The organism is Verruconatronum alginivorum (assembly GCF_056590205.1).
Window position 1 is genome coordinate 1,790,562 of sequence record NZ_JBWPVQ010000001.1, and the last position, 25,837, is coordinate 1,816,398.

At 60.0% G+C, this 25,837-nt stretch carries 21 protein-coding genes; 9 read left to right on the forward strand and 12 right to left on the reverse strand.

The features are described 5' to 3' along the window. Nucleotides 1-89 precede the first annotated feature (89 nt). Nucleotides 90-2,012 (forward strand): M48 family metalloprotease, encoded by a 1,923-nt coding sequence (locus ACWUI2_RS06130; protein WP_486981975.1) that lies wholly within the window; start codon nt 90-92, stop codon nt 2,010-2,012. Between the two features lie 415 nt (nt 2,013-2,427). Here ACWUI2_RS06130 and ACWUI2_RS06135 read toward each other — a convergent pair whose 3' ends face one another. Then, nucleotides 2,428-3,240 carry a hypothetical protein gene (locus ACWUI2_RS06135; protein ID WP_486981976.1) on the reverse strand — a complete coding sequence of 271 codons (813 nt, stop codon included), beginning with the start codon at nt 3,238-3,240 and terminating at the stop codon, nt 2,428-2,430. A gap of 182 nt (nt 3,241-3,422) precedes the next feature. Here ACWUI2_RS06135 and ACWUI2_RS06140 point away from each other — a divergent pair, with 182 nt between their 5' ends. Then, the gene (locus tag ACWUI2_RS06140; RefSeq protein ID WP_486981977.1) at nt 3,423-4,379 is read left to right on the forward strand and encodes a hypothetical protein; all 957 of its coding nucleotides are present in this window, start codon (nt 3,423-3,425) and stop codon (nt 4,377-4,379) included. Here ACWUI2_RS06140 and ACWUI2_RS06145 read toward each other — a convergent pair. Then, entirely contained in the window at nt 4,316-5,734 is a 1,419-nt protein-coding gene (locus tag ACWUI2_RS06145; protein ID WP_486981978.1) for a glycoside hydrolase family 140 protein, read from the reverse strand. The genes ACWUI2_RS06140 and ACWUI2_RS06145 overlap by 64 nt on opposite strands. Before the next feature lie 161 nt (nt 5,735-5,895). Here ACWUI2_RS06145 and ycaC point away from each other — a divergent pair, with 161 nt between their 5' ends. The 6 genes from ycaC (at nt 5,896) to ACWUI2_RS06175 (ending at nt 11,694) form a co-directional block, all read left to right on the forward strand. Next, nucleotides 5,896-6,537, forward strand: a complete 642-nt coding sequence (ycaC, locus tag ACWUI2_RS06150; RefSeq protein WP_486981979.1) for an isochorismate family cysteine hydrolase YcaC — start codon at nt 5,896-5,898, stop codon at nt 6,535-6,537. Continuing rightward, complete coding sequence (locus ACWUI2_RS06155) at nt 6,534-7,463, forward strand: YceI family protein (RefSeq protein WP_486981980.1); 930 nt, start codon at nt 6,534-6,536, stop codon at nt 7,461-7,463. The genes ycaC and ACWUI2_RS06155 overlap by 4 nt, the downstream gene beginning before the upstream one ends. Nucleotides 7,464-7,489: 26 nt before the next feature. After that, entirely contained in the window at nt 7,490-8,383 is an 894-nt protein-coding gene (locus ACWUI2_RS06160; RefSeq protein ID WP_486981981.1) for a LysR family transcriptional regulator, read from the forward strand. A gap of 127 nt (nt 8,384-8,510) precedes the next feature. Then, a complete protein-coding gene (locus ACWUI2_RS06165; protein WP_486981982.1) occupies nt 8,511-10,079 on the forward strand; it encodes a tetratricopeptide repeat protein in 1,569 nt (522 codons plus the stop codon). Nucleotides 10,080-10,485: 406 nt separating this feature from the next. Further along, on the forward strand, nt 10,486-11,019 hold the full coding sequence (locus tag ACWUI2_RS06170; RefSeq protein ID WP_486981983.1) for an LA_2272 family surface repeat-containing protein: 534 nt from the start codon (nt 10,486-10,488) through the stop codon (nt 11,017-11,019). 231 nt (nt 11,020-11,250) lie between these two features. Further along, a complete protein-coding gene (locus tag ACWUI2_RS06175; protein WP_486981984.1) occupies nt 11,251-11,694 on the forward strand; it encodes a DoxX family protein in 444 nt (147 codons plus the stop codon). 45 nt (nt 11,695-11,739) lie between these two features. Here the strand turns inward: ACWUI2_RS06175 and ACWUI2_RS06180 are convergent, their stop codons facing one another. The 3 genes from ACWUI2_RS06180 to ACWUI2_RS06190 form a co-directional block, all read right to left on the reverse strand. Next, a complete protein-coding gene (locus ACWUI2_RS06180) occupies nt 11,740-12,921 on the reverse strand; it encodes a hypothetical protein (protein WP_486981985.1) in 1,182 nt (393 codons plus the stop codon). A 90-nt stretch (nt 12,922-13,011) separates the two neighbouring features. After that, nucleotides 13,012-13,509, reverse strand: coding sequence for a response regulator (locus tag ACWUI2_RS06185; protein ID WP_486981986.1), 498 nt, complete (start codon nt 13,507-13,509; stop codon nt 13,012-13,014). A 12-nt stretch (nt 13,510-13,521) separates the two neighbouring features. Then, entirely contained in the window at nt 13,522-14,700 is a 1,179-nt protein-coding gene (locus ACWUI2_RS06190; protein ID WP_486981987.1) for a sensor histidine kinase, read from the reverse strand. Nucleotides 14,701-14,862: 162 nt separating this feature from the next. On the opposite strand from ACWUI2_RS06190, the gene deoC reads away from it, so the two are divergent. Beyond that, nucleotides 14,863-15,561 carry a deoxyribose-phosphate aldolase gene (deoC, locus tag ACWUI2_RS06195; protein WP_486981988.1) on the forward strand — a complete coding sequence of 233 codons (699 nt, stop codon included), beginning with the start codon at nt 14,863-14,865 and terminating at the stop codon, nt 15,559-15,561. A gap of 79 nt (nt 15,562-15,640) precedes the next feature. On the opposite strand, the gene ACWUI2_RS06200 is transcribed toward deoC, so the two are convergent. From ACWUI2_RS06200 to ACWUI2_RS06230, 7 genes are all read right to left on the reverse strand, one after another. Further along, entirely contained in the window at nt 15,641-17,791 is a 2,151-nt protein-coding gene (locus ACWUI2_RS06200; RefSeq protein WP_486981989.1) for a hydrogenase iron-sulfur subunit, read from the reverse strand. A gap of 1,476 nt (nt 17,792-19,267) precedes the next feature. Then, nucleotides 19,268-20,212, reverse strand: a complete 945-nt coding sequence (locus ACWUI2_RS06205) for an SCO family protein (RefSeq protein WP_486981990.1) — start codon at nt 20,210-20,212, stop codon at nt 19,268-19,270. 187 nt (nt 20,213-20,399) lie between these two features. Then, nucleotides 20,400-22,193: a cbb3-type cytochrome c oxidase subunit I gene (locus ACWUI2_RS06210; protein ID WP_486981991.1), complete on the reverse strand. Its 1,794-nt coding sequence runs from the start codon at nt 22,191-22,193 to the stop codon at nt 20,400-20,402. 11 nt (nt 22,194-22,204) lie between these two features. After that, nucleotides 22,205-22,729 carry a cytochrome C oxidase subunit II gene (locus tag ACWUI2_RS06215; protein WP_486981992.1) on the reverse strand — a complete coding sequence of 175 codons (525 nt, stop codon included), beginning with the start codon at nt 22,727-22,729 and terminating at the stop codon, nt 22,205-22,207. 13 nt (nt 22,730-22,742) lie between these two features. Next, entirely contained in the window at nt 22,743-22,889 is a 147-nt protein-coding gene (locus ACWUI2_RS06220; protein WP_486981993.1) for a hypothetical protein, read from the reverse strand. A gap of 10 nt (nt 22,890-22,899) precedes the next feature. Further along, nucleotides 22,900-24,423, reverse strand: coding sequence for a heme-copper oxidase family protein (locus tag ACWUI2_RS06225; protein ID WP_486981994.1), 1,524 nt, complete (start codon nt 24,421-24,423; stop codon nt 22,900-22,902). A 786-nt stretch (nt 24,424-25,209) separates the two neighbouring features. Then, the gene (locus tag ACWUI2_RS06230) at nt 25,210-25,824 is read right to left on the reverse strand and encodes a DUF445 domain-containing protein (protein ID WP_486981995.1); all 615 of its coding nucleotides are present in this window, start codon (nt 25,822-25,824) and stop codon (nt 25,210-25,212) included. Nucleotides 25,825-25,837 lie beyond the last annotated feature (13 nt).

The following is a 25,837-nucleotide window of genomic DNA, read 5'->3' on the forward strand; positions in this document are numbered from 1 at the left end:
CCTTGGGGGAGAGCGGTGAACGCCGTATTCAGCGGATGGGTGCGGTTGGGAGTTGATGGGGCGGGGCGGATCGGAGAAGATCTCCGGCGATGGATTTTTTCGAGCGGCAGGATTGGGCGAAGCGACGGGCGTGGGTTTTCCTTGCCCTGTTCTTCCTGGCGTTTCTGGGGAGCGCGACCGGAATTTATCTGTTGGTCGCATTGTTCATGCAGATTGTGGGGAGCGTCTTCTTTGGTTGGGATCGTCCGTTTTGGGATGCGGCATTGTTCGGGGTCACCTCGGTCGGGGTGGCGGTCTTTGTCGGAGCGGAGGTCGTGCGGCGTTATGGGTGGTTGCGGGACGGCGGACCGGCGGTGGCGGAATTGTTGCGGGGGGATCTGCTGCCGGATGAAGCGGGGAATCCGGAGGCGCGGCGGTTGCACAACGTCGTTGAGGAGATGGCGATCGCCGCCGGGATCCCGAAACCGGGAGTCTATGTGTTCGAGCGGGAGTCGGGAATCAACGCGCTGGCGGCGGGGTTTTCCTTCGACGACGCTATCGTTGGGGTGACGCGGGGGGCGCTGACGCATCTCGACCGGGACGAATTGCAGGGAGTGGTCGCGCATGAGTTCAGCCATATCTTGAACGGGGACATGCGGTTGAACGTGTGGATGATTTGTTATTTGCACGGGTTGGTGTCGATCCATGAACTCGGCACGAAAATGATCCGGTCGGTTTGGGACGAGGATCATGGCGGAATGGATTGGGGGAATTCGAGAAACGGACCGGGTGGCCAGGTCGTTGGATACTTTCTCGCGCTGGTGGTCGGATTTTGCCTGATCGTGACCGGCTATACCTCTTATTTGTTCGCCCGCTTGGTGCAATGTGCCGTGTCGCGTCGCCGGGAACATTTGGCCGATGCGGCGGCGGTGCAGTTCACCCGCAATCCGCGCGGGCTGGCCGGGGCTTTAAAGAAGGTGGCGGGGTGGTCGCGGCACGGGTTGATCGACCATCACCGGGTGGAAGAGACGGCCCATGTTTTCTTCGTCGACGGAATCGGGGGAACGCTGGAACGGATTCTCTCGACCCATCCCGATCTGGCGACCCGGGTGCGGTGGCTGGAGCCCGATTTCGACGGGCATTTTCCGGTGATCCTCGACGAGCGGGCGGCGCGGCGTTCGCAAGTGATACGGATTCCCGAGGTGGAGTTGCCGACTCCGGTTCGGCCGCCGACGTTAAGGGAGGAGTTGGGGATGGACCGGATGGAGTTGCGGGAGTTGTTGGTGACGATCGGGGCGCTGGAGGCGTCGCGGCTGGAACGGGCCCGACAGATCCTCGAGGCGATTCCGCCGGAAATCCGGGAGGCGGTCCGGACCGGCGAGGGTGCCGGGACTTTGGTTTGGCATCTTCTATTTCCCGGGGAAGAGCCTGGTTCGACGGACGAGTTGAAAGACCAGTGCGAACGACTCGGGCCCGAGCAACGGCTGGCGGTCGCGGAGTTGGCTGCCGCGTCGCTGACCAAAATGACACCGGAGTCGTACGCGGAATGGCACGCGGGGTTGGAACGAGTCATGGAGGGGGTTAAGCTCTCCTTGTTTCAGGTCTGTATTTACATTGTGGCGACGCGGGCCGCCGCGTTGCGTGCGGGAGAGGCGGATCAGGCTGCCCGGCAAGTGTATGGGTTGGGGAGTGTTTGGGACGAAGTTTCGGTGGTATTGACGGCGTTGGCCCGCGAATCGAGCAAGGAAACGGAGCAAGCGTGGAAGGCCGCGTTGTTCGCTCTTCCGGCGGCCTATCGGAAGAAGCCGTTGGGATCGCCGGTGACGGCGAAGGAACTGCGGCGAGCGCTGGAGACACTCCATTGCCTCGGTCCCGGGCTGATGCGGCGATTGATGACCGCCGCCGTTTATTGCGCCGCCGCCGACGGGAAGATTGAATCGAGCGAAGCCCATCTCCTCCGCGCCTTGGCGGCGGCCTTGGGTTGTCCGGTTCCTCCGGTATTGCCGTGCGTGGCGGAATCCGCGGAAGTCTGATCGCGGAGGCTGTTATTCAACCGCGGATTTCCTGGCGCTCATGGAGCCTAATTGCCCTGATAGGGAAGAAGAGGCTTATAGCGATTCTCGAAAATTCCTTAAGAAATCCCGTCGATGAATCTCGGTTTCCAATATGCTTCTCCCGGGGGGCTCCCGCTTTGTGAAGATCGCATAAATGCGGAACTCCAACCTGACAAGCCGTTCAAGGTTGGAGTCCCGGCTTCAGCCGGTCTTCGCGCTAGCCCTTCCAGCGCAATTTCAGAAAACTTTTGAGAATCGCTCTAACCGCAAAGGCCGCGAAGAGCGCAAAGGAAAGAAAAGAGGTAACTTCTGCTCGGCTTTCTTCTCTTGCCTTCGCGATCTTGGCGACCTTGAGCAAAGCGGGCGGCGCGACGGCGGCGTATCCGTCTGCCTATTACTCGGCGATCAAGCGATAGAAACGCCGGGAAAAATCGTGTGGATCGCGCCACTCCATTCGGTCTTCGACCAGTTGGGGTTCGCCTTCCACCGGTTCCCAATTCACCAGGTCATCCGAAGAGACCAAAGCCCAACCCTCTGAGGGGGCCGACCAGGAGATCAGGGCGCGGTCATCGTCCCAGTCGATCCGGAGTCGGGGCGGTTCGGGAGAATGATCGGGGGACTGGATGACGACCGCTTTTCCCGCCTCGGTTTCGATGGCCCATCGGTGCAGGGTAAAGATGCCGTCGCCGTCATTATGGAAAGTGATGTCGGCCCACCCGTAGTAGTAGGAGGTAGTGTCTCCCGATTTTTTGGCGAGACGCAATCCAATATACCCGCGTTGCCCGTGATAAAAGCTCAAAAACGTGGCGGTGGTTTCCCATCCCGCTCCCGGATTCTGCCAATCATCGTAGCCGCCCCAGATGCCGTTTGAATCGACGGTGTCTCCGACAGACAACCGTCGGACGGTGGTGGAAATTTCCGTGGCGCTCTGGATCATGACAGCAGCTTGGGAGTCTGGATAACCATAGCCTCTGATTCTGGGCCAGTCGATATCGCCCGGCCACATTTCAAAGTCGGCGCCGGGGAAATGTGCGGCCGCCACTTGATCCGACTCCATGTCGAAGAAGATGACATGGCTGCGGAAATCGCCTCCATCATGGACAATGAGTTCAGCCGTCGCCGGGTGGGCAAGACTGATCGCTGCGGCGACGAAGCCACAGCGCAGGAGGGGAGAGATGAAAGAAAGAAGCGGATTAGTCGTTTTCATAAGTGATTACATGGAAGGACCATTTGATACATGGAATCGAATCCGTCGTCAATTTGGTTTTTCACCGGGATTTACGACATAATAGAAACTTATAAATACGTCGCTGAATCGTTGAAGATTATCCTGCGGTGCGAGCGTTTTTTGGTCTTTCCAGAGAGGGTTCCGCGACATAGATTTCGCGTATGGCTGCATTCCCTGTTACTATCAAGCAATCCGGAATCCTGATGAGAATCGCGATGGTGGTGTTGATTCCGTTTTGGCTCCTGGGAGCGATCATCTTTTCTTTCGATTTATTTGAGACTGGCCAGGAATTCCGTGAAGCGGGGGATCTTTTCCGGTTTTATATTGTTTCGGCCACGAGCGTCGGCTCTCTTTTTTTCGGGATCGGTCTTATTGTTTTGAGTCTCTATCTGGCGATGAAGCGGATCATATTGACCGAGGAAGGAGTTCGAGAAGAAGGGCTCTGGAACCGGTACTTCGCTTGGGACGAGTTTCAATCGGCCGAAGCGGAGGGATCCACTCTTGTTCTCCGAACCTTTGGGGGGAATCGTATCGAAATTTCGGTGACGGATCGGGACGGAGAGCTTTATTGCAATGCCATCTTAGGGAAGGTAAGCGAGCGGGCGGCGGAAAGACAAAGGGAAGCCAGACCACGAGGGGACCGGACATTTTCGGGTCGACGGCAACGTGGAATGCTTTGGGTGGGAGCGCCGTTTTTCCTATGCATGGCGGGTTCCGTGTTGGCCGGGAGTATTGGAGTGGTTTGGAAGAGCGTGGAAGATGTCTTGGGGGGAGAGGCTGCCACTCAATCCTGGCTTTGGATTGGAACGGGCACGGTCTTATCCATTTTAATCGTTTGGTTTTTTCAGCGAATGATCGGCAGTTTTTGGATTCTTGCCGGAAAGTTCACCATTGAATTTGAGGAAAATGGCTTGGTTGTGGCGCGAGAAGGAGGGAGAAGGATGTGGTTTCGGATCCCAGAGGATGTCGAGCAGGTCGTGGTCAGCGAGGGGACCTTGAAGGTGTTTTTGAAGAATGAACGAGGTGAGCACTTCGTTTTAACTCCGTTTCAGATTCACGATGGCGAATTGGCCTGGGAAGAGCTGAGGGCGCTCGGGAGGTTGCCGGGGGGAGGATAATTTTTGGAGGCGTCGTCGATGACCAGCACCCAGTCTTTGTCTGGGGACTTCGTGGGTGGGACGAACGACATCGCCGGTTCGTTGCTCTGCGTGCCGATGCATTCGACTTTGCCCGTCCGGGGATCGAACCACCACGCGCGAATCGTCGAGGCCGGGAGGCAGTCGGTCCTGATTGTCACGGATCGTGGGTTGGGAAGATAGATCATCAGGTACGTCGCGTCGTTTTGGCCGAGGGTTCCGTCGCGGGTCGCTGGCATGGGGCCGAGGGCATTCTTCTGTCCGACTACGATCAGGCTCTGGTCGGGAATGCGTGAAAGAAACGGCCGACTGAGCATCAGGGCTTTCAGGTGATGCAGTTGGCGGGCCCCCGGCAAGTCCAACGCCTCGTGCCAAGGGGTGATCGCATGCCACATCGGGTCGCGTCCTTCTTCCTGGAACTGCCAGACCGGATGTGTCCCGTAGACGTGGCCGAACGCCCCGGAGAAGACCGCCCAATAGGCGTTCCGGCGAACCTCCCGTTCGCCGATCCGGCGACGTTGCCACTCCGGGTCGTCGGGCAGGTTTGTTTCGACCGGATATTCGTAGGCGGGCTCGCCGTCGATAATCGGTTTGGCCGGGGGCAGGCTGTAATCGCGGGAAACGGCACGGTAGTTGGTGGTGGTTCGATCATGGCCGCTTTGGGTCAGATTAAAATCGAGCCATTCGTCGTCATGAAACCACATCGACGAGCTCTGGCCGCCGGCCGGATGGAAGGTTTTAAGATAGCGGCCGCCATCGCCCTCGGTCAGACCGCGTGCCATAGCCAGGGTGATTTGACGATGGAGATCCTGTTCGATTGGGCGGTCGCCTCCCAGGATCCAGATAATATTCCCCGTCTCTCGATAGCGGCGCCCGATCCAATGCCCATAGATTTCGGCGTTGGCCGGAGTGAAAATTTCCGGCCCGACGCCCCATTTTTTATTCCATTTGTCCCCCCAGGTCGGTAGGAATCCGATATACATCCCCAGCTCTCCGGCTGTGTTCACAATGAAGTCGACGTGATCCCAGTAATCATAATCTCCGTCCATTTCATGAGGCCGGGTGGGGTCATTCTCGATCAGCGGTGTCCGGCCATAGGCGTTCGGCGCGACGAGTCCGAACAGTTCGGCGAGCGCGACCGCCAGGATAACGGTAAACCCTTGTTCGGATCGGTGCGTGAGATAGCGTCTCGCCTGATCGCGATCCAGGCGGTGGAAGAGTTCCCACGCTGTGTCACCCAGCCAGAAGAACGGGCGATCATTTCCGGTGACAAGGTAGCGTCGATTGGCGCTCAGCTTGAGTTGGGGCAAGAGTCCGGACGTGGGTGGCTTAGGCATTGTCGATCAAAACTCTTCGGGTGACGACCCGTCGCTGCCATACCGGATGAGTATGGTAGGCGGACTGACAAAGTATTTCCTGAAAAGGGAAAACTGCGCGATAGTGGTGGGCGTTCACCGTAAGTGAACACTCAAAAATAACACTCAATTCTATTCGCATCATGAAAAACTTCGAATACCGCCGCCTCGACAAAAATAATGCCGCCGTTCTTCTGGTCGACCACCAGACCGGGCTCACCAATCTCGTGCATGACTTTTCGCCCGACGATTTCAAGAACAACGTACTGGCTCTGGCGGACTGCGCCAAATATTTCAATCTTCCGACGATTCTGACCACGAGCTTCGAAGATGGTCCCAATGGACCGTTGGTCCCGGAGTTGAAGGAGATGTTTCCGGACGCTCCGTTCATTGCAAGGCCTGGCAACATCAACGCGTGGGACAACGAAGAATTCGTCGCCGCGGTCAAGGCGACGGGGAAGAAGCAATTGATCATTGCCGGAATCGTGACCGAGGTTTGCGTCGCCTTTCCCGCTCTTTCGGCATTGGAGGAAGGGTATGACGTCTTCGTGGTCACCGACGCCTCGGGCACGTTCAACAAGGTCACCCGGGAAGCGGCGTGGAATCGGATGAGCGCGGCCGGGGCGCAACTGATGACTTGGTTTGCGGCCGCGTGCGAGCTGCATCGCGACTGGCGAAATGACGTCGAGGGCCTGGGGACGCTCTTTTCCAATCACCTGCCGATCTACCGCTGCCTGATCAACAGTTATCTTTCCCAGCAAAAGCCACAGCCCGCGAAAGCATGAACGATCGACCGGAGATCGTGTCCCCCGCTGCCCTCAAATCCCTGCTTTCGCGGGGAAATGAGGAGGTGGTGGTGGTAGACGTGCGCGGCGAGGCGGACTTCAAGCGATGTCATCTACGCGGTGCCGTAAGCAATTGCGTCTACGAAGTCGCTTTCGTTGAACGGATGACGATCCTTGCCCCTGGCAAATCGATTCCGGTTTGTGTGTATGGAGAAAATCGTGAAACGTTCGAGGGGCGGATGGCCGCCGAAAAGTTGGTCCGGGCTGGATACGCGCAAGTGATGGAGCTGCGGGAAGGATTGGCCGGTGGGATCGATGCGGGGCTGCCGGTGGAGGAAAGCGCCGCGGACTCCGCGCCCTCGGTGTCACGACCGGACGGACGGCTGGATCTCGATTTGGGCGAATGTCGGTTGGAATGGACCGGGCGCAATTTGCTGGGCCGCCACCGGGGAACGCTCGGGATCAAGTCGGGTCATCTCGACTTCCGGGAAGGAACCATGGTGGGTGGAGAGGTCGTTTTCGATATGAACGCGATCGTTTGCGAGGATCTCAAAGGGGACAAACTCCACGATGTGTTGGTCGACCATCTGTTGAGTCATGATTTCTTTGATACGGAGATTTATCCGGAGGCTTTGTTCCGGATCGTGCGAGCGGATCTGATTGGGGGAGGGGGCGATGGATTACCCAACATGCGGATCGAGGGCGAGCTTTCACTCAAAGATCGAGTCGGGCCGGTCGTATTCGACGCGGTGACCGGTTTTACCGGAGAGGGCCGGTTTGGCGCGCAAGCGGTGCTGATGTTGGATCGCACCCGATGGAATGTCCTCTACGGGTCGGGTCGGTTTTTTCATAACCTGGGGATGCATTTGGTGAACGACCTCATCGAGGTGGAGCTTCGAATCGTGACGAGGAACGCCTTGCTCTGAACGTGAGGATTGCGTAGCCTGTCGAAATGGAGCTGCGCCATCTGCGTTACTTCGTTGCTGTCGCGAAGGAAGAAAATGTCACCCGGGCTGCCGCGCGGCTTCATGTTTCGCAACCGCCCCTGAGCCGGCAAATCCGTGATCTGGAAGACGAGATGGGAGTGGCGTTGTTCGAGCGGAAGGCGAAGAGCGTTCACTTGACCGCCGCGGGCCGGGTTTTCCTCAAGGAGATCCTTCCGGTGCTGGAACGGATCGACGGGGCCGTGCGGATCGCCAAGGCGGTGGCGAATGGTGAAGGGGGAGAGCTTCACGTCGGCTTCGCGCCGTCGTTGACCGTTGAGATTCTTCCGCGGACCTTACGCTATTTTCAGGAGACCAATTCCGGGGCGAACGTCCGGTTGCACGATTTATCCACCCAGGAGATGTTGACCGGTTTGCGGGAAGCGACCTTGGATGTCGCGTTGATGATTCGGGCGCCGAAGGCGGCGATGAACGGATTGGTTTTCGAAGAATTGCGACGTTACGCGGTATGTTTGGCGACTCATCCCGCTCATCCGTTGGCGCGGGCGAAGCGGGTCGGCCTCAGCCAACTCGTCGACGAACGTTTGATCGTTTATGCGCTCGCCGATTTTCCGGAGTATCATCAGTGGTTGAAGGGCTTGTTCAAGCGGCAAAACCGATCGCCGCGAATCGCCGAGGAGCATGAAAGTTCAACGAGTTTGATCGCCTCCGTGGAAGCGGGAAGGGGAGTCGCCCTGGTGCAACAAGGATTCGAGTGTCTCGCTGGCCCGCGGCTGAAAATCCGTCCGTTGGTCCCGGCCCCGCCCCCCTTTGTTGCCGGAGTCGCCTGCCGAAAGGGACCTCTATCGGTCGGGGTGGCGGATTTCATTTCCGCCGCCCGGCGGACCAATCCGGGAGGCTGAACGGTCCGGTCGCCATCGGCGAAAACAGTACAATTCAGGCGTGGCCTGGACTGATGGGAAATCATTGGGAGGGCAATTAGGGTAATGGTGGTTATCAAAATTATTATCCCTATGGAGGAGGCGGATCATGAGATTTTTCCCAGCAGCAGTTCGAACTTTTGTCAGTATTGCAGTCATCCTTTCCGCCGTGGAATTGTCGGGGGAGAGGGTGGGTCACCCATCGGCGGAAAACCCGGTCCATGAGCACGGGGCGGTGAGTTTTCCGGTTTCGTGTAATGAGGAAGCCCGGGAGGCGATCGAGGCAGGCTTGGGGCGCTTGCACCACATGATGTACGAGCAGGCGAGGCCGTATTTTGAGGCGGCGGCGGAGGCCGATCCGGAGTGCGCGATGGCCTATTGGGGAATCGCGATGACGAGCTTTCAGCCCCTTTGGCATCCGACCAGCGAGGAGGGACTGGAGCGGGGGAAGGAGGCCTTGGAACAGGCGCGTCGACTAGGGGCGGCAACGGATCGGGAAGAAGGGTTTATTGCTGCCGCGGAGGCGTTTTTCCGGGATCCGGAATTGGCTGAGGAGAGCCGTGCCTTGGATCACGCCGCCCGGGTGGAGGCTTGGAAGACGGTTCAACGGGAGTTGCATGAGAATTATCCGGACGACGTCGACGCCGCGGCGTTTTACGCGTTGGCGGAGGTTTCCTATGCCATGACCCAGTTCTCTCCCGATGAGGAGCGCGATTACACCCGCCAGCGGCGGGCGGGCGCGTTGATGGAAAAGTTTCTTGAAGAGCACCCGAACCACCCGGGGCTTTTCCACTATCTGATCCATGCGTATGACAGTCCTGAATTGGCGCCGAAAGCGGAGGAGATCGCCCGGGATTACGCCCGTTTGGCTCCGGGCACCGTCCATGCGCTACACATGCCGAGCCATATTTTCGTCCGGCTGGGTCTTTGGGAGGAAACGGTGGAGTGGGACGAGCGTGCCGCCGAGGCCGCCGAACGCGAAATGGCGGAAGATCCGCATGCCAGCGCCCACTTTGTTCACTCCTTGGACTATATGATGTATGGTTACTTGCAACTCGGCGATGTGGAGAAGGCCCGTGAGACGCTGGAGCGGGCGCGGGAGATCGAGGAGCTGTATCAAGCTCCTTTCGCCGCGTACAATGTCGCCGCTCTGCAGGCGCGCTATTTTCTGGAGCAGCAGAAATGGGAGGAAGCGGCGGAGTTGGAACCGAGGGTGCCCGACGCACTCGATTGGGAGGAGTATCCGGCCGCCGAGGCGCTCTTTTATTACGCGCGCGGTCTCGGTGCCGCCCGCAGCGGCGAGCTGGAGCAAGCCGAGGAGGAGCGAGAGCGCATCGGGGAATTGTTGGAGGAATTGCGGGCGGAGGATGACACCTACTGGGCTCACATGACTGAAGCGATGGAAAAGGCTGTGGAAGGTTGGATCCGTTATGAACGTGGAGAGATCGAAGAGGCGCTGGTAGTGATGCGGGATGCGGCCGATTTGGAGGATTCGATGGACAAGCATCCGACCACCCCGGGCGAGATCTTGCCGGTGCGCGAACTTTACGGGGAGATGCTCCTGAAAGAAGGGCGCCGCGAAGAAGGCCGCGAAGCTTTCGAGACCTCATTGGAGAGGACCCCCAATCGGCGGAACGCTTTGGCCGGTGTCCGGGGGGAGCAGCCTCGGTTTCAGTGAAAGAGCGGTGCCAGGGTTATTTCATTTAGGCGCGTTGGAGTTCCGCCTTTTAGGCGGTGTTCTTTGCCGGGAAAAACCGGCTGTCTAAGGCCGGGAATCGCGCGTCACGTGGGAAAAATCAGACAACCATCTGTCATTGCGAGGAAGGAGGAACGACTGACGCGGCAATCTACGTTCCGGTAAAGGGGGCGCGGGTCGCTGTTTTGTGGATTGCTTCGTCGGCGGAGCCTCCTCGCAATGACACGACGGTAATCCCCTGATTACCCCCTCGGTGTAAGGTCTGCAAGAATACGAATTGCGTTTGGCGAAGCGGTCGGTATTTCTCCAAGGGTAAGCTCGGGTGTGTCGGGGGTTCCGGCAGCCCGGGGGACTACAAACCTGATAACTGAAATAACCGAATCGAATCATGAGAAAATCTCTTCTTGCTCTCTCCTTCCTTCTCGTCACGCAGGTGGCGTTCGCGGATCGTCCGTTCCAAGTGGCGCTGACGCCTGATATCGCGATCGTTCCTCGTGGCGACACCGTCCGCGGCTTGGCGTTGAACGTCTGGGGCGAAAACGAGGTGCGTGGCGTCAGCCTCGGCTTCGTCAACGGCCATGTCGGTGAAAGCGTCGGTTTCAGCTGGTCCTACATCGGCACCTACGCCGAGGATTACCGCGGGGTGATCTGGGGCGGCCTCTTCTCCTACACCACCGGCGAAGTGGTGGGGTGGCAGTCCGGGTTGGTGAATATTTCCCGGGGGAACTTCACCGGTTTGCAAACCGGCTTGGTCAACTGGGGTGAGGACGTGAAGGGTCTCCAATGGGGGCTCGTCAACTACTCCCGCAATCTGCACGGGGTTCAGCTCGGCTTGGTCAACGTCGCGGCCAACAACCCCTGGTTCACCGAATTCCCGAGCAAATTGGCGACCGGCTTCCCGATCGTCAACTGGTCGTTCTAATTTTACTACCGTCGGCCCCCGATAGATGGGGAGCCCAGGGGGAGCCTCGCGAAATGGTTGGAAGACCATGTCGCGGGGCTCTTTTTGTTTCAGGAGTGGTGGACGACTTAACTTAACGGCCCTTCGTCTGACCGATTTGTTGGAGTCCCGGCGGTCCCCACCTCGCGCACGGGGATCGCGCTTGAACCGAGCCGGGCGGATCTGCTAACCTGTTGGTTCCAGCGAAAAGGTATGGGCAAACTCTTCTCTTTCTTCACCGAATCCTCTCCGTCCAAAGCATGGGGCGGTATTTTGATCATCCGGATTTTAGTCGGGTGGGTGTTTATTCTGGCCGGTTTGCGCAAATTTTTCGATCCGGAGGGAATGGGGAGCGGGCGCTTTGCGGAAATGGGACTTCCCTGGCCCGGCTTTCTCGGACCTTGGGTCGGATTTTGGGAAATCGCGGGCGGAATCCTGGTGTTGCTCGGGCTCTTCACCCGGGCGGGAGCGATTCCGCTCATCGTCGTCATGATCGTGGCGATCTTGACCACCAAGGTATCGAACTTCGTCGACGACGGGCTGATCCAGGGATTGCACGCGGCCCGGTTGGATGTCTCCCTGTTGTTGGGATCGATCTATTTGTTGATCGCGGGCGGAGGGAAGTTTGCCCTCGACCGTTTGCTCAAGAGGAAGTGAGCGAATGGCGGCGGCGGGTGGCGATCGATGAAGTTTTGGGGATCGTCAGTAGAATGCCGAGAGGTCGATGAAGAGAGAATCGCGGTCTTCCTGGAACCGGTATTGAACCTGCAAGAGATAGGAGTAAGTGGTGTTTGGACCGCTCACTACCAGGTAGGGGATGGCTGCGGTCGGTTGGCGGGAGATTCGTTCGGTCCGAAGGCCGATTCCCGGTCGGACGTGGCTGAAGTGAGACAGCAGGTATTCGATTTCGGCGCTCGCCCTTCGCCGGGAAGCCTGGTGCTCGGCATTATCCAAACCGAGCCCGCCGGTGAGGTGGACGTCTCCTCGATTCAGGGTGCCGACCCCCGTCATGAGCCAACGCCCGCTGTCGACGAAACCATGGAAGCCGATGGTGTCGAGGTCGCGGCGGTAGTAGTTTTCAAAATAGACCCCTTTCAATGACGGTTCGAGTTCGAAGCTGGCTTCGGTCCGGGCTTCTCGGGTCAACGGAGCGGAAATCTCCCCGACAAACGGAAGGGTGACGTGATGGAATAAACCGTCCGCTGGTTTTTCCCCGTGAACCGAGTGGAAAGTGTATCCGATTCCCGGTGACCGGCCAGCCGGGGCGAATCCCCGCAACGATTCGATCCGGGGATCGGTAGAGGGACGGCCCGGCAAGCCGGCGCTAAACAAAAGCGGTTCGCTGATTGAGAGCCGCCGGGATACATCAACCTGGTTGACGGCCCGGAACTGGCCGATCGTGACGGCGTGGCGGTCGTCGATTTCCCAGTCGATCAACAAGTCCTCGAAGCGGCCGCTTCGGTCGCGCAAGGTCCCGTCGGCGCGGGTTTCCAAGCTGACCACCCGCCATTCCACGAAGTAGGAGGCGGGAAGATCGCCCACCGGTCCGGCCGCGATCAATTCGACCTTCGGCACATATCCACGCCGGGTGTCGCTTCCCTTTTGTTCTTCGTAGCGGCCCGTGACCCAAAGTGCGAGAGGGATGGGCTGACGCCGTTCCGCCATCAATTCGTCGGGCAAACGAAACCCCCGGGCGAGAAATTGTTCGCCGCGCACGTTCAATTTCGGGGGAACGGAATGGCAGGCGGTGCAACTCAAGGCTTGGCCCCCGATCTGGTAACGGCGGGCGAATTCGGGTGTGGCGGTCGCTTCTCCCGGGAGGCCGAGCAGGATGCCGCCAAGGAGGAAGATTGGAAGCACGGGGGATCGTTTGGTCTTGGACATGGGGACGAATCCTTAAGACCGCGGTAATAGTGTCAACAATCTTTTTTAGTCTGCACTAACTTTTGGAAAGCTTCTCGTGGGGGCTCGCGGTTAGCGCTCCAGGTTGGGAAACCGGTGTTTTTTGATTTCGTTGGTGTCGTGGGGGTTTTGGCTGATGGTCGGGAGTTCGTTCACATCGAGCCAGAACTCGCGGATCAATCGGAAGATGTGTTCCAAATTATGAATACCGGAGGGTTTCACCAGAAACGAGTTGGCTCCCAGTTCGTAGGCGGTGTCGACGTCGCCGGCGACGGGGGAGGAACTCAGGATGATGACGATCAGGGAGCGGAGGCTCGGTTCGGAACGGATCCATCGGAGCACCTCCATGCCGTTGACCCGTGGCATCTTCATGTCGAGAAGCACCAGGGAGGGGAAAGGATATTTCTGGCGGTCGGCGAATTCGCCTGTCCCCGACAGGTAATCCATCGCTTCTTTCCCGTCGCGCGCCCGCAGGATCTTTTCGTTTAACCCGACGCTGGTCGCGGCGATTTTCACGAACAGTGCGTCATTGTCGTCGTCTTCTACGTGGAGGATTGAATAGTGATGCACCGGGAGCCTTTCTTAATCGTGTTCAGCAACTGCGTCCAATTCCAACCAAAACCGGGAGCCATCGCCAGGTGTCGACGCCACCCCGACTTTTCCATTCATTCGCTCGACGGCCTTCCGGACGATGGAGAGTCCGACTCCGGTTCCCGAGTAGGTTTTCCCCTCGTTCAGTCTTTCGAACAGATTGAAAATCCGGTCCTGGTTTTCCTTCGAAATCCCAATGCCATTGTCCTCAACGTAAATCCGGACGCGGTCGCCGCGCCTTTCGTCAAAGACGCGGATTTTCGGCGTTTCCCCTTTTCGGACAAATTTGCAGGCGTTAGTCAACAAATTGGTGAGGCATTGGGAGAGCAGAGTGTCGTTGGCCATCACTGGGTTGAAGGGTGAATCGGTGGTCACTTCGGCTTGGGGTGATTGGAGATCGGGACTGGACAAAATCACATCGGAGAGGAGTTGTTCCACATTCACTTCGTTGAGCGGCATCCGGTCATGGGCGACCCGGCTGTAGACGAGTAGATCCCGAATAAAAGCGTCCAAGCGATCGGCGGCCTTCGCGATTCGTTCGAGGTAGTCCTGGGCTTCCCCGGGTAGCTCGCCGGAATAGTCGCGGATGAGGATTTGCGAAAAGTTGGTCAATGCCCGGCAGGGAGCCCGCATATCGTGGGCGAGACTGTAGGCGAAAGCCTCCAGTTGGGTGATCGTATCCTGGAGGCGTTGGGTTCGCGCGGCGACCTCATGTTCGATTTCTTCCTGCGAAGCCCCATCCCGCCCGGTGTTCGTCGCGGAAGTCGGGATCTTGCCTGGGTTCTTTTGAGGTTCGATTTCGGACAGGACGGCGAGCCAGCGGACGACGGTGTCGGAATCATTGAGGGGAACCGCCTTCAAGCGGAACCAGTGGTCCCGGCCATCCTTCCCGCGGATGTGGCAATCCACTTCGTAACCGGTCTGCCGTTCCCGGGCGGTTTTCCAGCGGGAAAGAGCCTCGTCGGGGTGTAAGGGAACAATGAGTTCATGCCATTCGCGGCCGATCGAATCGCCGGATCCGGTAAGATCAAGCCATCCGCGATTGACGAAATCGCATCGACCATCGGAATTAAAGCTCCAAACCGGTTGAGGAATCGCCTCGGCCAATGCCCGGAAGGCATCGGCCAGTCGACGCGAATCGCCGGCTTCGAACAGATCTTCAAATGGCATTGCGGGTGACATAAACGGCGGAGAACTCCTTTTTAGCTCCTTCCACCTTTCGAAGATATTCCGGGTTTGGAAGAGAGCAAGGGATTTCGGGCCGGAAGGCGGGACCGGGCGGATGATCTTTGGATTGCGGGAAAAAGCGGAATAAACTGGTATGGCGGGACGATGAATGCAGAAGGAAAAATTGCCCGTTATTTGGACCATGCGGTGTTGCAACCGGGGATGACCCGGGAAGAGGCCGTTCGGGAAATGGAGGTCGGAATCCGCTACGGGGTGCGGACGATTTGCGTGCGGCCGGCGGATATTCCGGTCGCCCTGGAAATTTGTCAAGGGACGGACACGGAGGTCTCGTGCGTCCTTGGTTTTCCCCATGGAACGGGGTTGTCGGAAAGCAAGGCGGACGAGGCGCGGCGCTACGTCGCGGCGGGGGTCGCCGAGATCGACATGGTGGTCAATTACGGTTGGGTGCGGAGCGGGATTTGGGCGGAGGTGGAGGCCGATATCCAGGCGGTCACCGAAGTGGCTCGCCCGGCGGGGGTGTTGGTGAAAACCATTTTTGAAACGACCGCCCTGACCGTGGAGGAGATCCGCCGGGCAACGGAAGCGGCGGTTGCGGCCGGAGCCGATTTCGTGAAAACCTCGACCGGGTTTGGCGGCGGCGGAGCGACCGAGGAAGCGGTGGCCGCGATGTTGAAGGCCGCGGGCGGCCGAATCGCGGTGAAAGCTTCCGGCGGCATCCGGGACCGAGCGACTGCGGAACGCTTCATCGCCATGGGGGTCACCCGGCTCGGCGTCGGCTCAACTTCGACTCCGGCGATTTGCGACGGCGAACCGAGCGGTCAGAAGTTTTTGGGAGCGTATTGAATGTCTGTGCGACGTGAGACAGGGATTCCTGCCTGTTCGTTTCATCCGAATCCACAGACAGGAATGTCTGTGTCACGGTCTACTCCAGCTGGAAGCCGTGGAGGGCGTCGAAGAGGATGACGCGGCGGCCGTTCGGAGAAATCTCGACTTCGCCGGTCCATTGGTAGGGCCAGGCGTCCGGGTCGGCGGTGTCTCCGACTTTGATTTCTACCGCATGGGTGCCGACCGGGAGCGGGATGCGTTCCAGGATGAAACTGGGACCGTCGGAGCGGAGGCCGCGGGGAGCGTAGCTTTCGGCGAGGATTTGTTCGCCGTTGGCGGTCACTTCCATTCGGACCGGGACCCGGCGGCGGTCGACGACTACGTCGTGCCGCATGTGGGGCGGAAGACGCTCCAATTCTTCGGCGCTCATTCTCGCGGTCGCTTCGACCCGTTCGCTGAGGTGGCGGAACGAAATGATCAGTTCCGGTTCGGCCGGGGGCGTCACATAAGGGAGGTTGCTGCCGACCGCCACGATGGTGGCGAGCACCGCGGCAAGGGTGGCTCCGGCGAAGGCGCCGACGATTTTCGAACGGCGTCGTTCCCGGGTCAGACGTCCGGCCCGGAAGTCGGCGGCGGCTTCGACGAGTTTTCGCGGTTCGGTGCGGTCGAATTGAACGAACCGGACCAGCGACGGATCGGCGCGACGTTTGCGGAGAATCGGGCGGCGGGTCGCGTTCAGTCGTCCGCTCAACCATTGAGAGCCTTCCCGGAAAACTTGTTCCCCGGGACCGCAGCCGGAAATGAGGATACCTGTCGCCCCGTTTTGGATACAATGCTCGATCAGTCGGGGGGAAACCCAGCCGGCGCACGGAACCTTTTTGACCATGAATCCGGGGAGATCCGGACATTCGCCGGTGACCGAATTTACCCGGAACGGACGTCCGGCGGATTCCGAGCAGAGGAAGGCGAGCATCGGTTTTTTTTGGCGGGCGAGGGCGCTGTCGACCCATTGGTCGAGTTGTCCCTTGACCGCGGCGATATCGAGCCAAGGGAGGGAAATCGCGTCGGAGTCGCACGCCCCCGTGCAGATCCCGCAGCCGACGCAGCGGTCGGGATCGACTTCGGCCTGCACCGGGATGCGGGAGTCGTCCGTCCGGTTGACCATGGCGATGGCGTCGAACGGGCAATCCTTGGCGCAAAGCGTGCAGCCATGGCAGGCGTTGAGATCGACCACCGCTTTCGGGGCGGGGGTGGAGGTCCGTTTCTTCATCCACCAAGGGACGGAAACGAAAGCGAGGGTGCCGAGGAAAAAGAGGGTCCAAAGCATGCCTCCGGTGAGGCGGTCGGAAAAGATAATCGGCCAGAGGTACCACCAATCCATGGTAAACCGCTCGGCGACGGCGGCCATGTCGGCCCGGTCGGCGCTGGTGGCCGGGAAGACGATGGAGAGAAGAACCATCGTGCCGATGATCCATGCGGTAAGCGCGCGGTTGGTCAGAAGTTTGGCGCGATTGAGGCGCGAAAGGTGTATCCAAAGTCCAATGCCAATCATCAGCGGCAGAAGCATGTGGGCGAAGAAGACCAGGAAAAACAGGAGGGAGGGAACGCTCTCATTGGTGAGAAACGTGCTTGCCAGTGGTTGTCCGAAGAAGGGAAGGACGTCGAGAAAGCGGGCCGAACCCTCTGCGACATGTTGGGCGCGGACATCCCAGACCAGCAGATAACCGCTCCAGCCGATCACCCACATCAAAGCGAGCAGACCGACTCCGGAAACCCAGGCGAGCCAGCGGGCGCCGACGATTCGGCGGGAGACGAAGATCCGGATCGCGTGGACCAGGATGAAAAACATACAGACGTCGGAGCTGTAGCGGTGGAGAGAGCGCATCAGTTGCCCGAACCAGGAATCGGTGCGGACGGCGTCGAGCGAGTCGTAGGCCTGGTACACGCTGGGGGAGTACCAGAAGAGAAGAAGGATGCCGGTGACGGTGGCGATCAGGATGGCGGTATTGGCGATCGCACCGCTTTGGGTGAGCGGATTGAGAGACTCGGGAATCGCCCGATGGATCCAGCGATCGAGTCGGAGAAACAGGTTCTCGACGCGGCGGAGCGCGGAAGCTCCCCGGACTTCCTCGTCGGGCGGCGGCGGGATCGGTGTGGCGGCATTCGGACGGTTCGGAGTGGGTGCCGAAGGGATTTCGGGCGGCACCGACGACTCGTTCGAATGGTTCTGGGAAATCGACAAACTCATGTGTGGAAGAAGTGTAAACCGAGACGGTTTCGGATGACTTGAGCTGCATCAATTTCGGGGCAAAGTGCGATGGCAAAGGGCTTATGCACTGCACTGTGGCGGGACGCCTCACCCACTTTGTTGGCTCGGTGTAGTGGCTAAGGGCTTATATACTGCACTGTGCCTTCCGGATCGTAGGCCAGAACCAGAGTTCCATAGCCCAAAGGGCTTACGCCCTCCAGCCCAAGGTTGAGCCGAGGGAAACGAGGCCTACCTTGGGGACCGATCCCCGACGTCACGAACCGCAACGCGGTTCCGCCCGCGTTCGATGCACCATCGCGCGAAAACCAGGGCGCAACCTCTTCGAGGTAGATCGTCTCGCGACCGAGACCCAGGGTAGCCCCGCATTCGCGCGGCAACCCTGGGCTGGAGGACGAAACGCCGTTGGCGTATTAGCCCCAAAGTGGCGGGACCGTCCCGGCTCCGTGTGTTTCCTGCAGTCCCCTGGTCCGCAGTCGCTGAACCGACGCACTGAGGCGGGACGCCTCACCCTCTTTGTTGGCTCGGTGTGGTGGCAAAGGGCTTACGCACTGCACTGTGCCTTCCGGATCGTGAGCCGGAACCAGGGTTCCATAGCCCAACGGGCTTACGCCCTCCAGCCCAAGGTTGAGCCGAGGGAAACGAGGCCTACCTTGGGACCGATCCCCGACGTCACGAACCGCAACGCGGTTCCGCCCGCGTCGATCCACCATCGCGCGAAAACCAAGGCGCAACCTCTTCGAGGTAGATCGTCTCGCGACCGAGACCCAGGGTAGCCTCGCATTCGCGGGGCAACCCTGGGCTGGAGGACGAAACGCCGTTGGCGTATCAGCCCCAAAGTGGCGGGACCGTCCCGGCTCCGTGTGTTTCCTGCAGCCCCCTGGGCCGCAGTCGCTGAACCGACGCACTGAGGCGGGACGCCTCACCCACTGTTGGCTCGGTGCGATGGCTTATGCACTGCACTGAGCCGGGACGCCCCACCCACTTTGTTGGCTCGGTGTGGTGGCAAAGGGCTTACGCACTGCACTGTGCCTTCCGGATCGTGAGCCGGAACCAGGGTTCCATAGCCCAACGGGCTTACGCCCTCCAGCCCAAGGTTGAGCCGAGGGAAACGAGGCCTACCTTGGGGACCGATCCCCGACGTCACGAACCGCAACGCGGTTCCGCCCGCGTTCGATGCACCATCGCGCGAAAACCATGGCGCAACCTCTTCGAGGTAGATCGTCTCGCGACCGAGACCCAGGGTAGCCCCGCATTCGCGCGGCAACCCTGGGCTAGAGGACGAAACGCCGTTGGCGTATAAGCCCCAAAGTGGCGGGGCCGTCCCGGCTCCGTGTGGTTCTCAAGGCTCCGTATGCTGAACCGACGCACTGAGGCGGGACGCTTCAGCCACATTGTTGGCTCGGTGCGATGGCTTATGCACTGCACTGAGGCGGGACGCCTCGGCCACTTTTTTGCTCAGGACTTGCGGGGCGGTTCGTTCACCAGTTCGCGGAGGGCGTCGACGAGCCAGACTTGGTGGCGGTCGCTGAGGGTGAGGCGGTAGGCGATCTTGCCGTCGCGGTCGATCAGGAAATACATGTTCACGTGGTCGATCTCGCCGGTTTGACGGTTGCGGACGCGGGAGACGTTCAGGCGGTCGAGGATGGCGTTCACTTTGCCGGCTTCGCCGTTGAGGAACTGGAACTTCGGGGCCGACATGCCATAAATGGCGGCGGCTTCGGCCATCAGTTCCAAGCTGTCGTTTTCCGGATCGAGGGAGATCGCCATGATGGTGAGATCGGCCTGTTCCTCCGGAGTGAGTTCGGCCACCGAACGCTGGGCCTGGATCAGGAGCATCGGGCAGGCGGTGCTGCAAGTGGAATAGATTGCGGTCAACAGAACCACCTGTCCGCGGTAATCGGCGAGGTTGATCGGGTCGCCGTGTTGGTTGTGCAGTTTGATCTCGGGAAGTTCGAGGGCCGTCCGGATCCGTTCCCCCGGGAAGGGCGGAATCTCTTCGGCGGCTTTGGCGTCGGCGGCCCCCATCCAGAGGAGGCTGGCGGCGACCAGGGCGATGACGCCGAAGGCGGCGGAGACTTGGGGAATCAATTGCCGGCGTTCGTGGCGGATGCCGTTCCACAGCGATTTGCGCCACATGTAGAGGATGATCCCTTGAAGGAGGACCGGTTCGCCGATCATCATCCACGCTTTGCTCCATTGCATCCAACCGGAACTCTGGTCGTATCCAAAACACCAGACACGGAAGTCGACCACGAATTGGCCCCAGGTGCTTCCGAAGGGAGGGGCGAAGATCATGATCGCCAAAAAGATTTGGTAAAACACGCTGGCCGCGAGCATGAACACCGGGAATTTCGCTCCGGTGAAGAAGGCGGAAAGTTTTTGCAGGAAGGTCCGTTTCATTGTGGGTGAAGGTTTCGGATTTGCGGTTGTCGTTGGTTTTGTTTCAGCCGGTCGAGGGCTCAGGATCCGGTTCCGGAGGAGCGGAGCCGGATCCTGAAAACTCGAAGGAGGCTGATGTTGTTTTTGCGGGGGGGAGTTGGCGGCGTCGCAGTGCCACGCGACGCCGCCGTGTCCTCTCGTGTGTCGCCTACCGGACCGGCCAAACGTCGGCCAGTGCTTTCCAGTTGGCGAAATAGTAGACCGCGAAGCAGGCCAGGAAGATGATGACCAAGGTCATCGTTCCCGACGTGACGTGGCTGTGTTGATCGTCGTCGTCATGCTCCACCGGTTTGGCGGTGGCCAAGGCTTTGGCTTCGCCCCATGACTCCATCGGACGGCCCTTGTTCGATTTGCCGAACAGGAGGGTGCCGACCGTGGTCAGGACGAACATCATCAGGCCGATGAAGGCGACGGTTCCGCCGATGCCGGCGAGACCGAGCATCAGGTGGGGAGCCGCGCCGAAGATCCCGGCCGGTTCGATGTCATACATGCGGCGGGAGACGCCCATCGATCCGGCGAAGGACATGCCGAACGACATCATGGTGATACCGCTGGCGAACACCCACGGTTGGAGTCGGACGACCTTCTTCAGGATGTAATCCTTTTGGAAGAGCAACGGCACCACGTAGTAGGCGAGACCCATGAAGGCGAGCGTCGTTCCACCCACGACGGTGGCGTGGAAGTGACCCGGAATCCGCATGGTATTGTGGGCGATGATGTTGATCTGCTGCGTGCCGAGGGTGACCCCGGTGATGCCGCCGATGAACCCGAAGATGACCAGCGAAAGAACGAAGGCCGAGAAGGCCGGGTTTCTCCAAGGGAGACCCGCGACCCAGCCGAAGAATCCTTTCGTGTAACCCTTGTTGCGCATCGCGACTTCGACGCCGGCCGGAACGGTGAAGGCGTGGATCATCGAGGCGAGGACAGCGAGATACATCGCGTAGGAAGTGTTCCAGATCTTCCAGGTGGCGCCGACGCCCGGGTCGACCAGCAAGTGGTGGGCCGAGGCGAGGTTGATGAACAGGATGTAGAGGACGAAGGCTCCGCGGCAGACCGCTTCGTTCAACGGCTTGGCTCCGACCGCCATGTAGGCGATGAAGTACCAGACCGCGACCATCGCGGTGACGTTCACCTGCTGGGATTGGTGGCCGAGGCCCCACCAGATCATCCGGTACCACATCGGGTCGGGTTGACCGATCAAGCCGAGCGAGTGGAGGAAGGTCGGAATCATCACGATCGCCCCGTGGAGCAAAGTGACCACGGCGATGATCGCGGCGGCGGTCGCCCCGAAGGTGACCAACGGGACCGACCCTTCGTAGGTTTTCATCTTTTTCGCCATGTAGAGGGTGGCGAAGAAGTTGAAGACCGCGATCAGGGTGCCGACCGCCATCAGGATGATCCCGAGATAAAAGGCGGGATGGGCCAGTAGCGGCAGGTAGGAGGTGAGAAGTACGTCGGCCTTTCCGGCGAAGATGGTGACGTTGGTCATCAGCGCGCCGGTGAACATCATGACGAGCGACGTCCAGGCCACCTTTCGCGAGAAGAGCCTGGCTTTCAACAACGACGTGCTGGCGAAGTAGAGGATCGCGACTTCGAAGAAGAGGATCCAGAAGATCAACATGTTGAAGCCGTGCAGCGTCAGGACCCGGTAGAACCAGTCCATTCGCAGCAGGTGGACTTCCTGCCAGCGGGTGAGGGCGAGCAACACCGCCGCGACGCCGCCGATCAGGAGGCAGACGACCGCGAGAACCGCGTTGATCCGGATGAAGAACTGGGCGTCGAGACAGACCTTGAGACCGGTGGTGTCGCAGGTGCGGAAGCCCCCGGACGCCGTCTTGGGCGTCTCGTCGACCGGCCGCGTCGGCGTGAGCGGAAGCACCGGGTCGAGTGGAACCCCATCGGCGCCGACGGCTGGCTTATGTAGTGGTTTTCTGAATTTCATGGGATGGTTTCCTATTCAACGATGATTTTGCCGATCATGTAGTCGTGCCCGAGTCCGCAGAACTCGTTGCAGATGATGGTGAATTCGCCGGTGGTGGTCGGCGTGATGGTCAACACGTGATCGTAGCCGGGGAGAACCTGGAAGTTCATGTTCATCGGCTGAAGCGAAAACCCGTGTTGCAGATCGAGGGAGGACATGTGGAGACGGTAGGTTTCGCCGACCTGCAGTTTCAGGGTCGGGTACCAGCTCCACATTTGCGCCAGCAGGTAGGCGTCGCCGCCCGGAGGAGGCGCGACCAGCGGTCTGCCGTCGTGCTCGCCGACCTGGTTCGTTTCGACGAAACGGTTGACCCGCTCCATGAAAGCCTCGGGGGTGACCGCGTAGGCCTCGCCGGTGCTGTTCTGTTTCCCCCGGAAATGCCAGTAAGGCATCATGATCGAGAGAACCAGACACCACACCAGGGCGAGTCCGATCCATGTTTTCTCATTGCCCACCGGGGCCTTGAACCAACCGTCTTTCGGTGAATGTACGCTCATTGTGGATACTGGGTTAGAGTAACGGTGCCGGCGGGACCATTAGCAGTTCGATCCAGCCCCACACCGTGTAGGACAGGAAAGGAATCAGGACTCCGAGGACCAGCAGAAGCCAGGGATTGTCCATCAACCTTTGGATGATGTGTTTTTTCTTTTCTTTCATGAACGACTCCTTACGCGGATGGTTTGAGTTTGATGGTTGTGAGAAAATTCCGGATCGGGCGACGGCCCCAGGCGGCGATCATCAGGGCGAGGAAGAGTCCTCCGCCAGCCACCGCGACCAAACCACCGATCCCCATGATCGCCAGACCGAGGTGTTCTCCGAGCGAGGCGACGTGTTGGTCCGATCCGTAGGCTTTCCGGTCGAGGCCGTAAACCCCGCCGACGGCGAACCCGAGGGCGAAAATCAGTTGGCCGATTCCGAACAAGGCGAGTTGCCAGGGAATCAGCTTTTGCAGGCGCGGGGAGCGGATCCCGTAGCCGAACGGGACGAGCAGGACGAAGGCCATCGCCATGAAGGCGACGGTGACCGCGCCGATCGAGGCGTGGTAATGGGCCGGGATCATCGTGTTGGAACTCCGGATCATCGCGCCGAGAATGAAACCGATCACCGTCATCGCGGCGCTCAAAGAGAATCCCGCGAACGCCGAAGTTTTCCAGAAACCGGCCGGGAGCCGACCGTTGCTGCGGGCCTCGACCAGACGACGGATGCAGAGTATCAAAAAGATGGTGACGACCGGGAAGATGCCGAAGCGCATCAGTTGGGTTGAACCGCGGTGGTAGAGGAGGGTCAGTGTTCCTTCAACCGTCAGAAGTGGGGCGACCATGTGGGGGGCGACGAGAAGGGCGAAGAGAATGGCGACCGTTTTGGTCGACGCGACCGGACGGCCCTGCAAATTGTGAAGGAGGATCAGCCAGATGGTGACCATCGCGGCGACGTTGGCTACCTGGAGGACGTGTCCGCCTCCCCAGGCGACCAGTTCGTAGAACGCTTCCGGACCGAGGGTGGAAGGCGTGGCGGCCCAGGCGGCGCCGAAAGTGACCACGGCAATCAAGGTCGCGATGGCGCAGGCGCGAAGTCCCGGAGCGGTTTCGGTGCGGAGGGGGGAATCCGGGGCGGCCGGGTGGTGGACCCAGAGGCGGCGGTCGAGGTAGGCGAGGACGAGGCCCGCGAGGAAAAGGATGACGCCGACGGCGAAAAGCGGATGGTCGATGAACGGGATGTAATTGGAGAGGATCGGCGGCGCGTGGGGAAGGAAGGCGGCGGCCATCATCGCGAGAACGCCACCGACCGCCGCAGGCAGGGCGAGGATTCCGAAGCGGGGGCGGTGGGCCGGGGTGACCGGCAGGAAGCGGAACATCGCGACGGCGAAGGCGCTAAACCAGACCAGGAGGGAGAGATTGACGTGGACCACCAGGCAGCGTTGGAAGAAGCCGGGGTCGGTGATGAACGGGGCGGCGGCGGGAATGCGTCCGACGACCAGGAGCAGGGCGAAGACGCCGGCGAGCAGGAGACTGGCGACGGAAAGGAGGAACCAACCCCGGGCGCTTTGGAGATCGGGGCGGGCTTGATCGGTCGAAACGGGTAGGGGAAGGGGTTGGGATTGAAACGACCGCGGAGCGACCGGCGGGAGGCCGACCGGAAGCGGACCGAGCGGGTTCGCCTGAAAGTTGTGGTTCTGTGCGGATGGAATCATTGCGCTCCGACGATACGGGTCGGAGGCGTTTTCCGAATTGACGTGGGTCAATTTCGGTTTCCCAACCGAGTGGTTTCGGAGCCCCCGGTTGACCTAGGTCAAGAATTGCGGAGGGGAAGGTTCCGGCCGCGTTCGATCCACCATCGCGCGAAAACCAGGGCGCAACCTCTTCGAGGTAGATCGTCTCTCGACCAAGACCCAGGGTAGCCCCGCATTCGCGCGGCAACCCTGGGCTAGAGGGCGAAACGCCGTTGGCGTATATCCCCGAAGTGGCGGGTCCCAAAGTGGCGTGGCCGTTCCGGCTCCGTGTGGTTCCCAAGGCTCCGTAGGCTGAACCGCCGCGCTGAGGCGGGACGTCTCACCCACTTTGTGCCTTCCGGATCGTGAGCCAGAACCAGAGTTCCCTAGCCCAACGGGCTTACGCCCTCCAGCCCAAGGTTGTGCCGAGGGAAACGAGGCCTACCTTGGGGACCGATCCCCGATGCCACGAACCGCAACGCGGTTCCGGCCGCGTTCGATCCACCATCGCGGGAGGGCGCAACCCCTTCGAGGTAGATCGTCTCGCGACCGAGACCCAGGGTAGCCCCGCATTCGCGCGGCAACCCTGGGCTAGAGGACGAAACGCCGTTGGCGTATATTCCTGAAGTGGCGGGTCCCAAAGTGGCGGGACCGTCCCGGCTCCGTGCGGTTCCTGCGCCTCACCGGACCAGACGGAGCTGGTTCCTCCCCCGAAACCGACGCACTGAGGCGGGACGCCTCACCCACGTTGGGGCCTTCGGCTTCGACCTACAAGTAGCCGGCGAGAAGAAGGATGGCGAGTTGGCCGAGGCCGACGAGGAAGCCGAGGAGGGCGCCGAGGAGTTCGATGGTGCGAAATTCCTTTTGCGCGACGCTGTTGACCAATTCTTCGAGTTTGCGGGCGTCGAACGAAATAATACGGGATTCGATCAGCTCGCGGATCGGGAGGCGTTCCTCCATTTCGGTCGAGATCCGGCGCTTGAGGTAGGGGGCCTGCTTTTTCATTTCCTGTCCGGCCATCATGGCCAGGCGGCTCAGGGTCGCTTCATTCAGAAAGGGGCCGATGAACGGAATCGTGCGCAATTTGTCGCCGAGCTTGTCGTGGATGACGCGCCGGGTGAAGGTTTCGATGTAGTCTTCGAAATCGATCGATTCGAGCTGGTCGCGCAGGAAATGTTGGCTCAACACTTCCCGTTCGATGATTTCGGCGGATCGGCGGGCGAGATCGACTTGGCGTTTCGGAATCAACCCTTGCCACTTGTAACCGAGGATATGGATCGGTTGGCGCGGGCGGAAAAGCATCCGGATCGCGACGCGGTTGGTCATCCAGCCGATGAAGGCGGTGATGACGGGAATGCTCAGGAGAATGATCCACTGGGTCATGATCCGGGATGCG

What these genes read in the sequence shown, in the direction of transcription:
- ACWUI2_RS06175 (WP_486981984.1), top strand. Translation starts at nt 11,251, where the DNA reads ATGGGCAAACTCTTCTCTTTCTTCACCGAATCCTCTCCGTCCAAAGCA.
- ACWUI2_RS06130 (WP_486981975.1), top strand. Translation starts at nt 90, where the DNA reads ATGGATTTTTTCGAGCGGCAGGATTGGGCGAAGCGACGGGCGTGGGTT.
- ACWUI2_RS06135 (WP_486981976.1), bottom strand. Translation starts at nt 3,240, where the DNA reads ATGAAAACGACTAATCCGCTTCTTTCTTTCATCTCTCCCCTCCTGCGC.
- ACWUI2_RS06210 (WP_486981991.1), bottom strand. Translation starts at nt 22,193, where the DNA reads ATGAAATTCAGAAAACCACTACATAAGCCAGCCGTCGGCGCCGATGGG.
- ACWUI2_RS06220 (WP_486981993.1), bottom strand. Translation starts at nt 22,889, where the DNA reads ATGAAAGAAAAGAAAAAACACATCATCCAAAGGTTGATGGACAATCCC.
- ACWUI2_RS06230 (WP_486981995.1), bottom strand. Translation starts at nt 25,824, where the DNA reads ATGACCCAGTGGATCATTCTCCTGAGCATTCCCGTCATCACCGCCTTC.
- ACWUI2_RS06180 (WP_486981985.1), bottom strand. Translation starts at nt 12,921, where the DNA reads ATGTCCAAGACCAAACGATCCCCCGTGCTTCCAATCTTCCTCCTTGGC.
- ACWUI2_RS06215 (WP_486981992.1), bottom strand. Translation starts at nt 22,729, where the DNA reads ATGAGCGTACATTCACCGAAAGACGGTTGGTTCAAGGCCCCGGTGGGC.
- deoC (WP_486981988.1), top strand. Translation starts at nt 14,863, where the DNA reads ATGAATGCAGAAGGAAAAATTGCCCGTTATTTGGACCATGCGGTGTTG.
- ACWUI2_RS06145 (WP_486981978.1), bottom strand. Translation starts at nt 5,734, where the DNA reads ATGCCTAAGCCACCCACGTCCGGACTCTTGCCCCAACTCAAGCTGAGC.
- ACWUI2_RS06165 (WP_486981982.1), top strand. Translation starts at nt 8,511, where the DNA reads ATGAGATTTTTCCCAGCAGCAGTTCGAACTTTTGTCAGTATTGCAGTC.
- ACWUI2_RS06140 (WP_486981977.1), top strand. Translation starts at nt 3,423, where the DNA reads ATGGCTGCATTCCCTGTTACTATCAAGCAATCCGGAATCCTGATGAGA.
- ACWUI2_RS06205 (WP_486981990.1), bottom strand. Translation starts at nt 20,212, where the DNA reads ATGAAACGGACCTTCCTGCAAAAACTTTCCGCCTTCTTCACCGGAGCG.
- ACWUI2_RS06190 (WP_486981987.1), bottom strand. Translation starts at nt 14,700, where the DNA reads ATGCCATTTGAAGATCTGTTCGAAGCCGGCGATTCGCGTCGACTGGCC.
- ACWUI2_RS06200 (WP_486981989.1), bottom strand. Translation starts at nt 17,791, where the DNA reads ATGAGTTTGTCGATTTCCCAGAACCATTCGAACGAGTCGTCGGTGCCG.
- ycaC (WP_486981979.1), top strand. Translation starts at nt 5,896, where the DNA reads ATGAAAAACTTCGAATACCGCCGCCTCGACAAAAATAATGCCGCCGTT.
- ACWUI2_RS06170 (WP_486981983.1), top strand. Translation starts at nt 10,486, where the DNA reads ATGAGAAAATCTCTTCTTGCTCTCTCCTTCCTTCTCGTCACGCAGGTG.
- ACWUI2_RS06225 (WP_486981994.1), bottom strand. Translation starts at nt 24,423, where the DNA reads ATGATTCCATCCGCACAGAACCACAACTTTCAGGCGAACCCGCTCGGT.
- ACWUI2_RS06155 (WP_486981980.1), top strand. Translation starts at nt 6,534, where the DNA reads ATGAACGATCGACCGGAGATCGTGTCCCCCGCTGCCCTCAAATCCCTG.
- ACWUI2_RS06160 (WP_486981981.1), top strand. Translation starts at nt 7,490, where the DNA reads ATGGAGCTGCGCCATCTGCGTTACTTCGTTGCTGTCGCGAAGGAAGAA.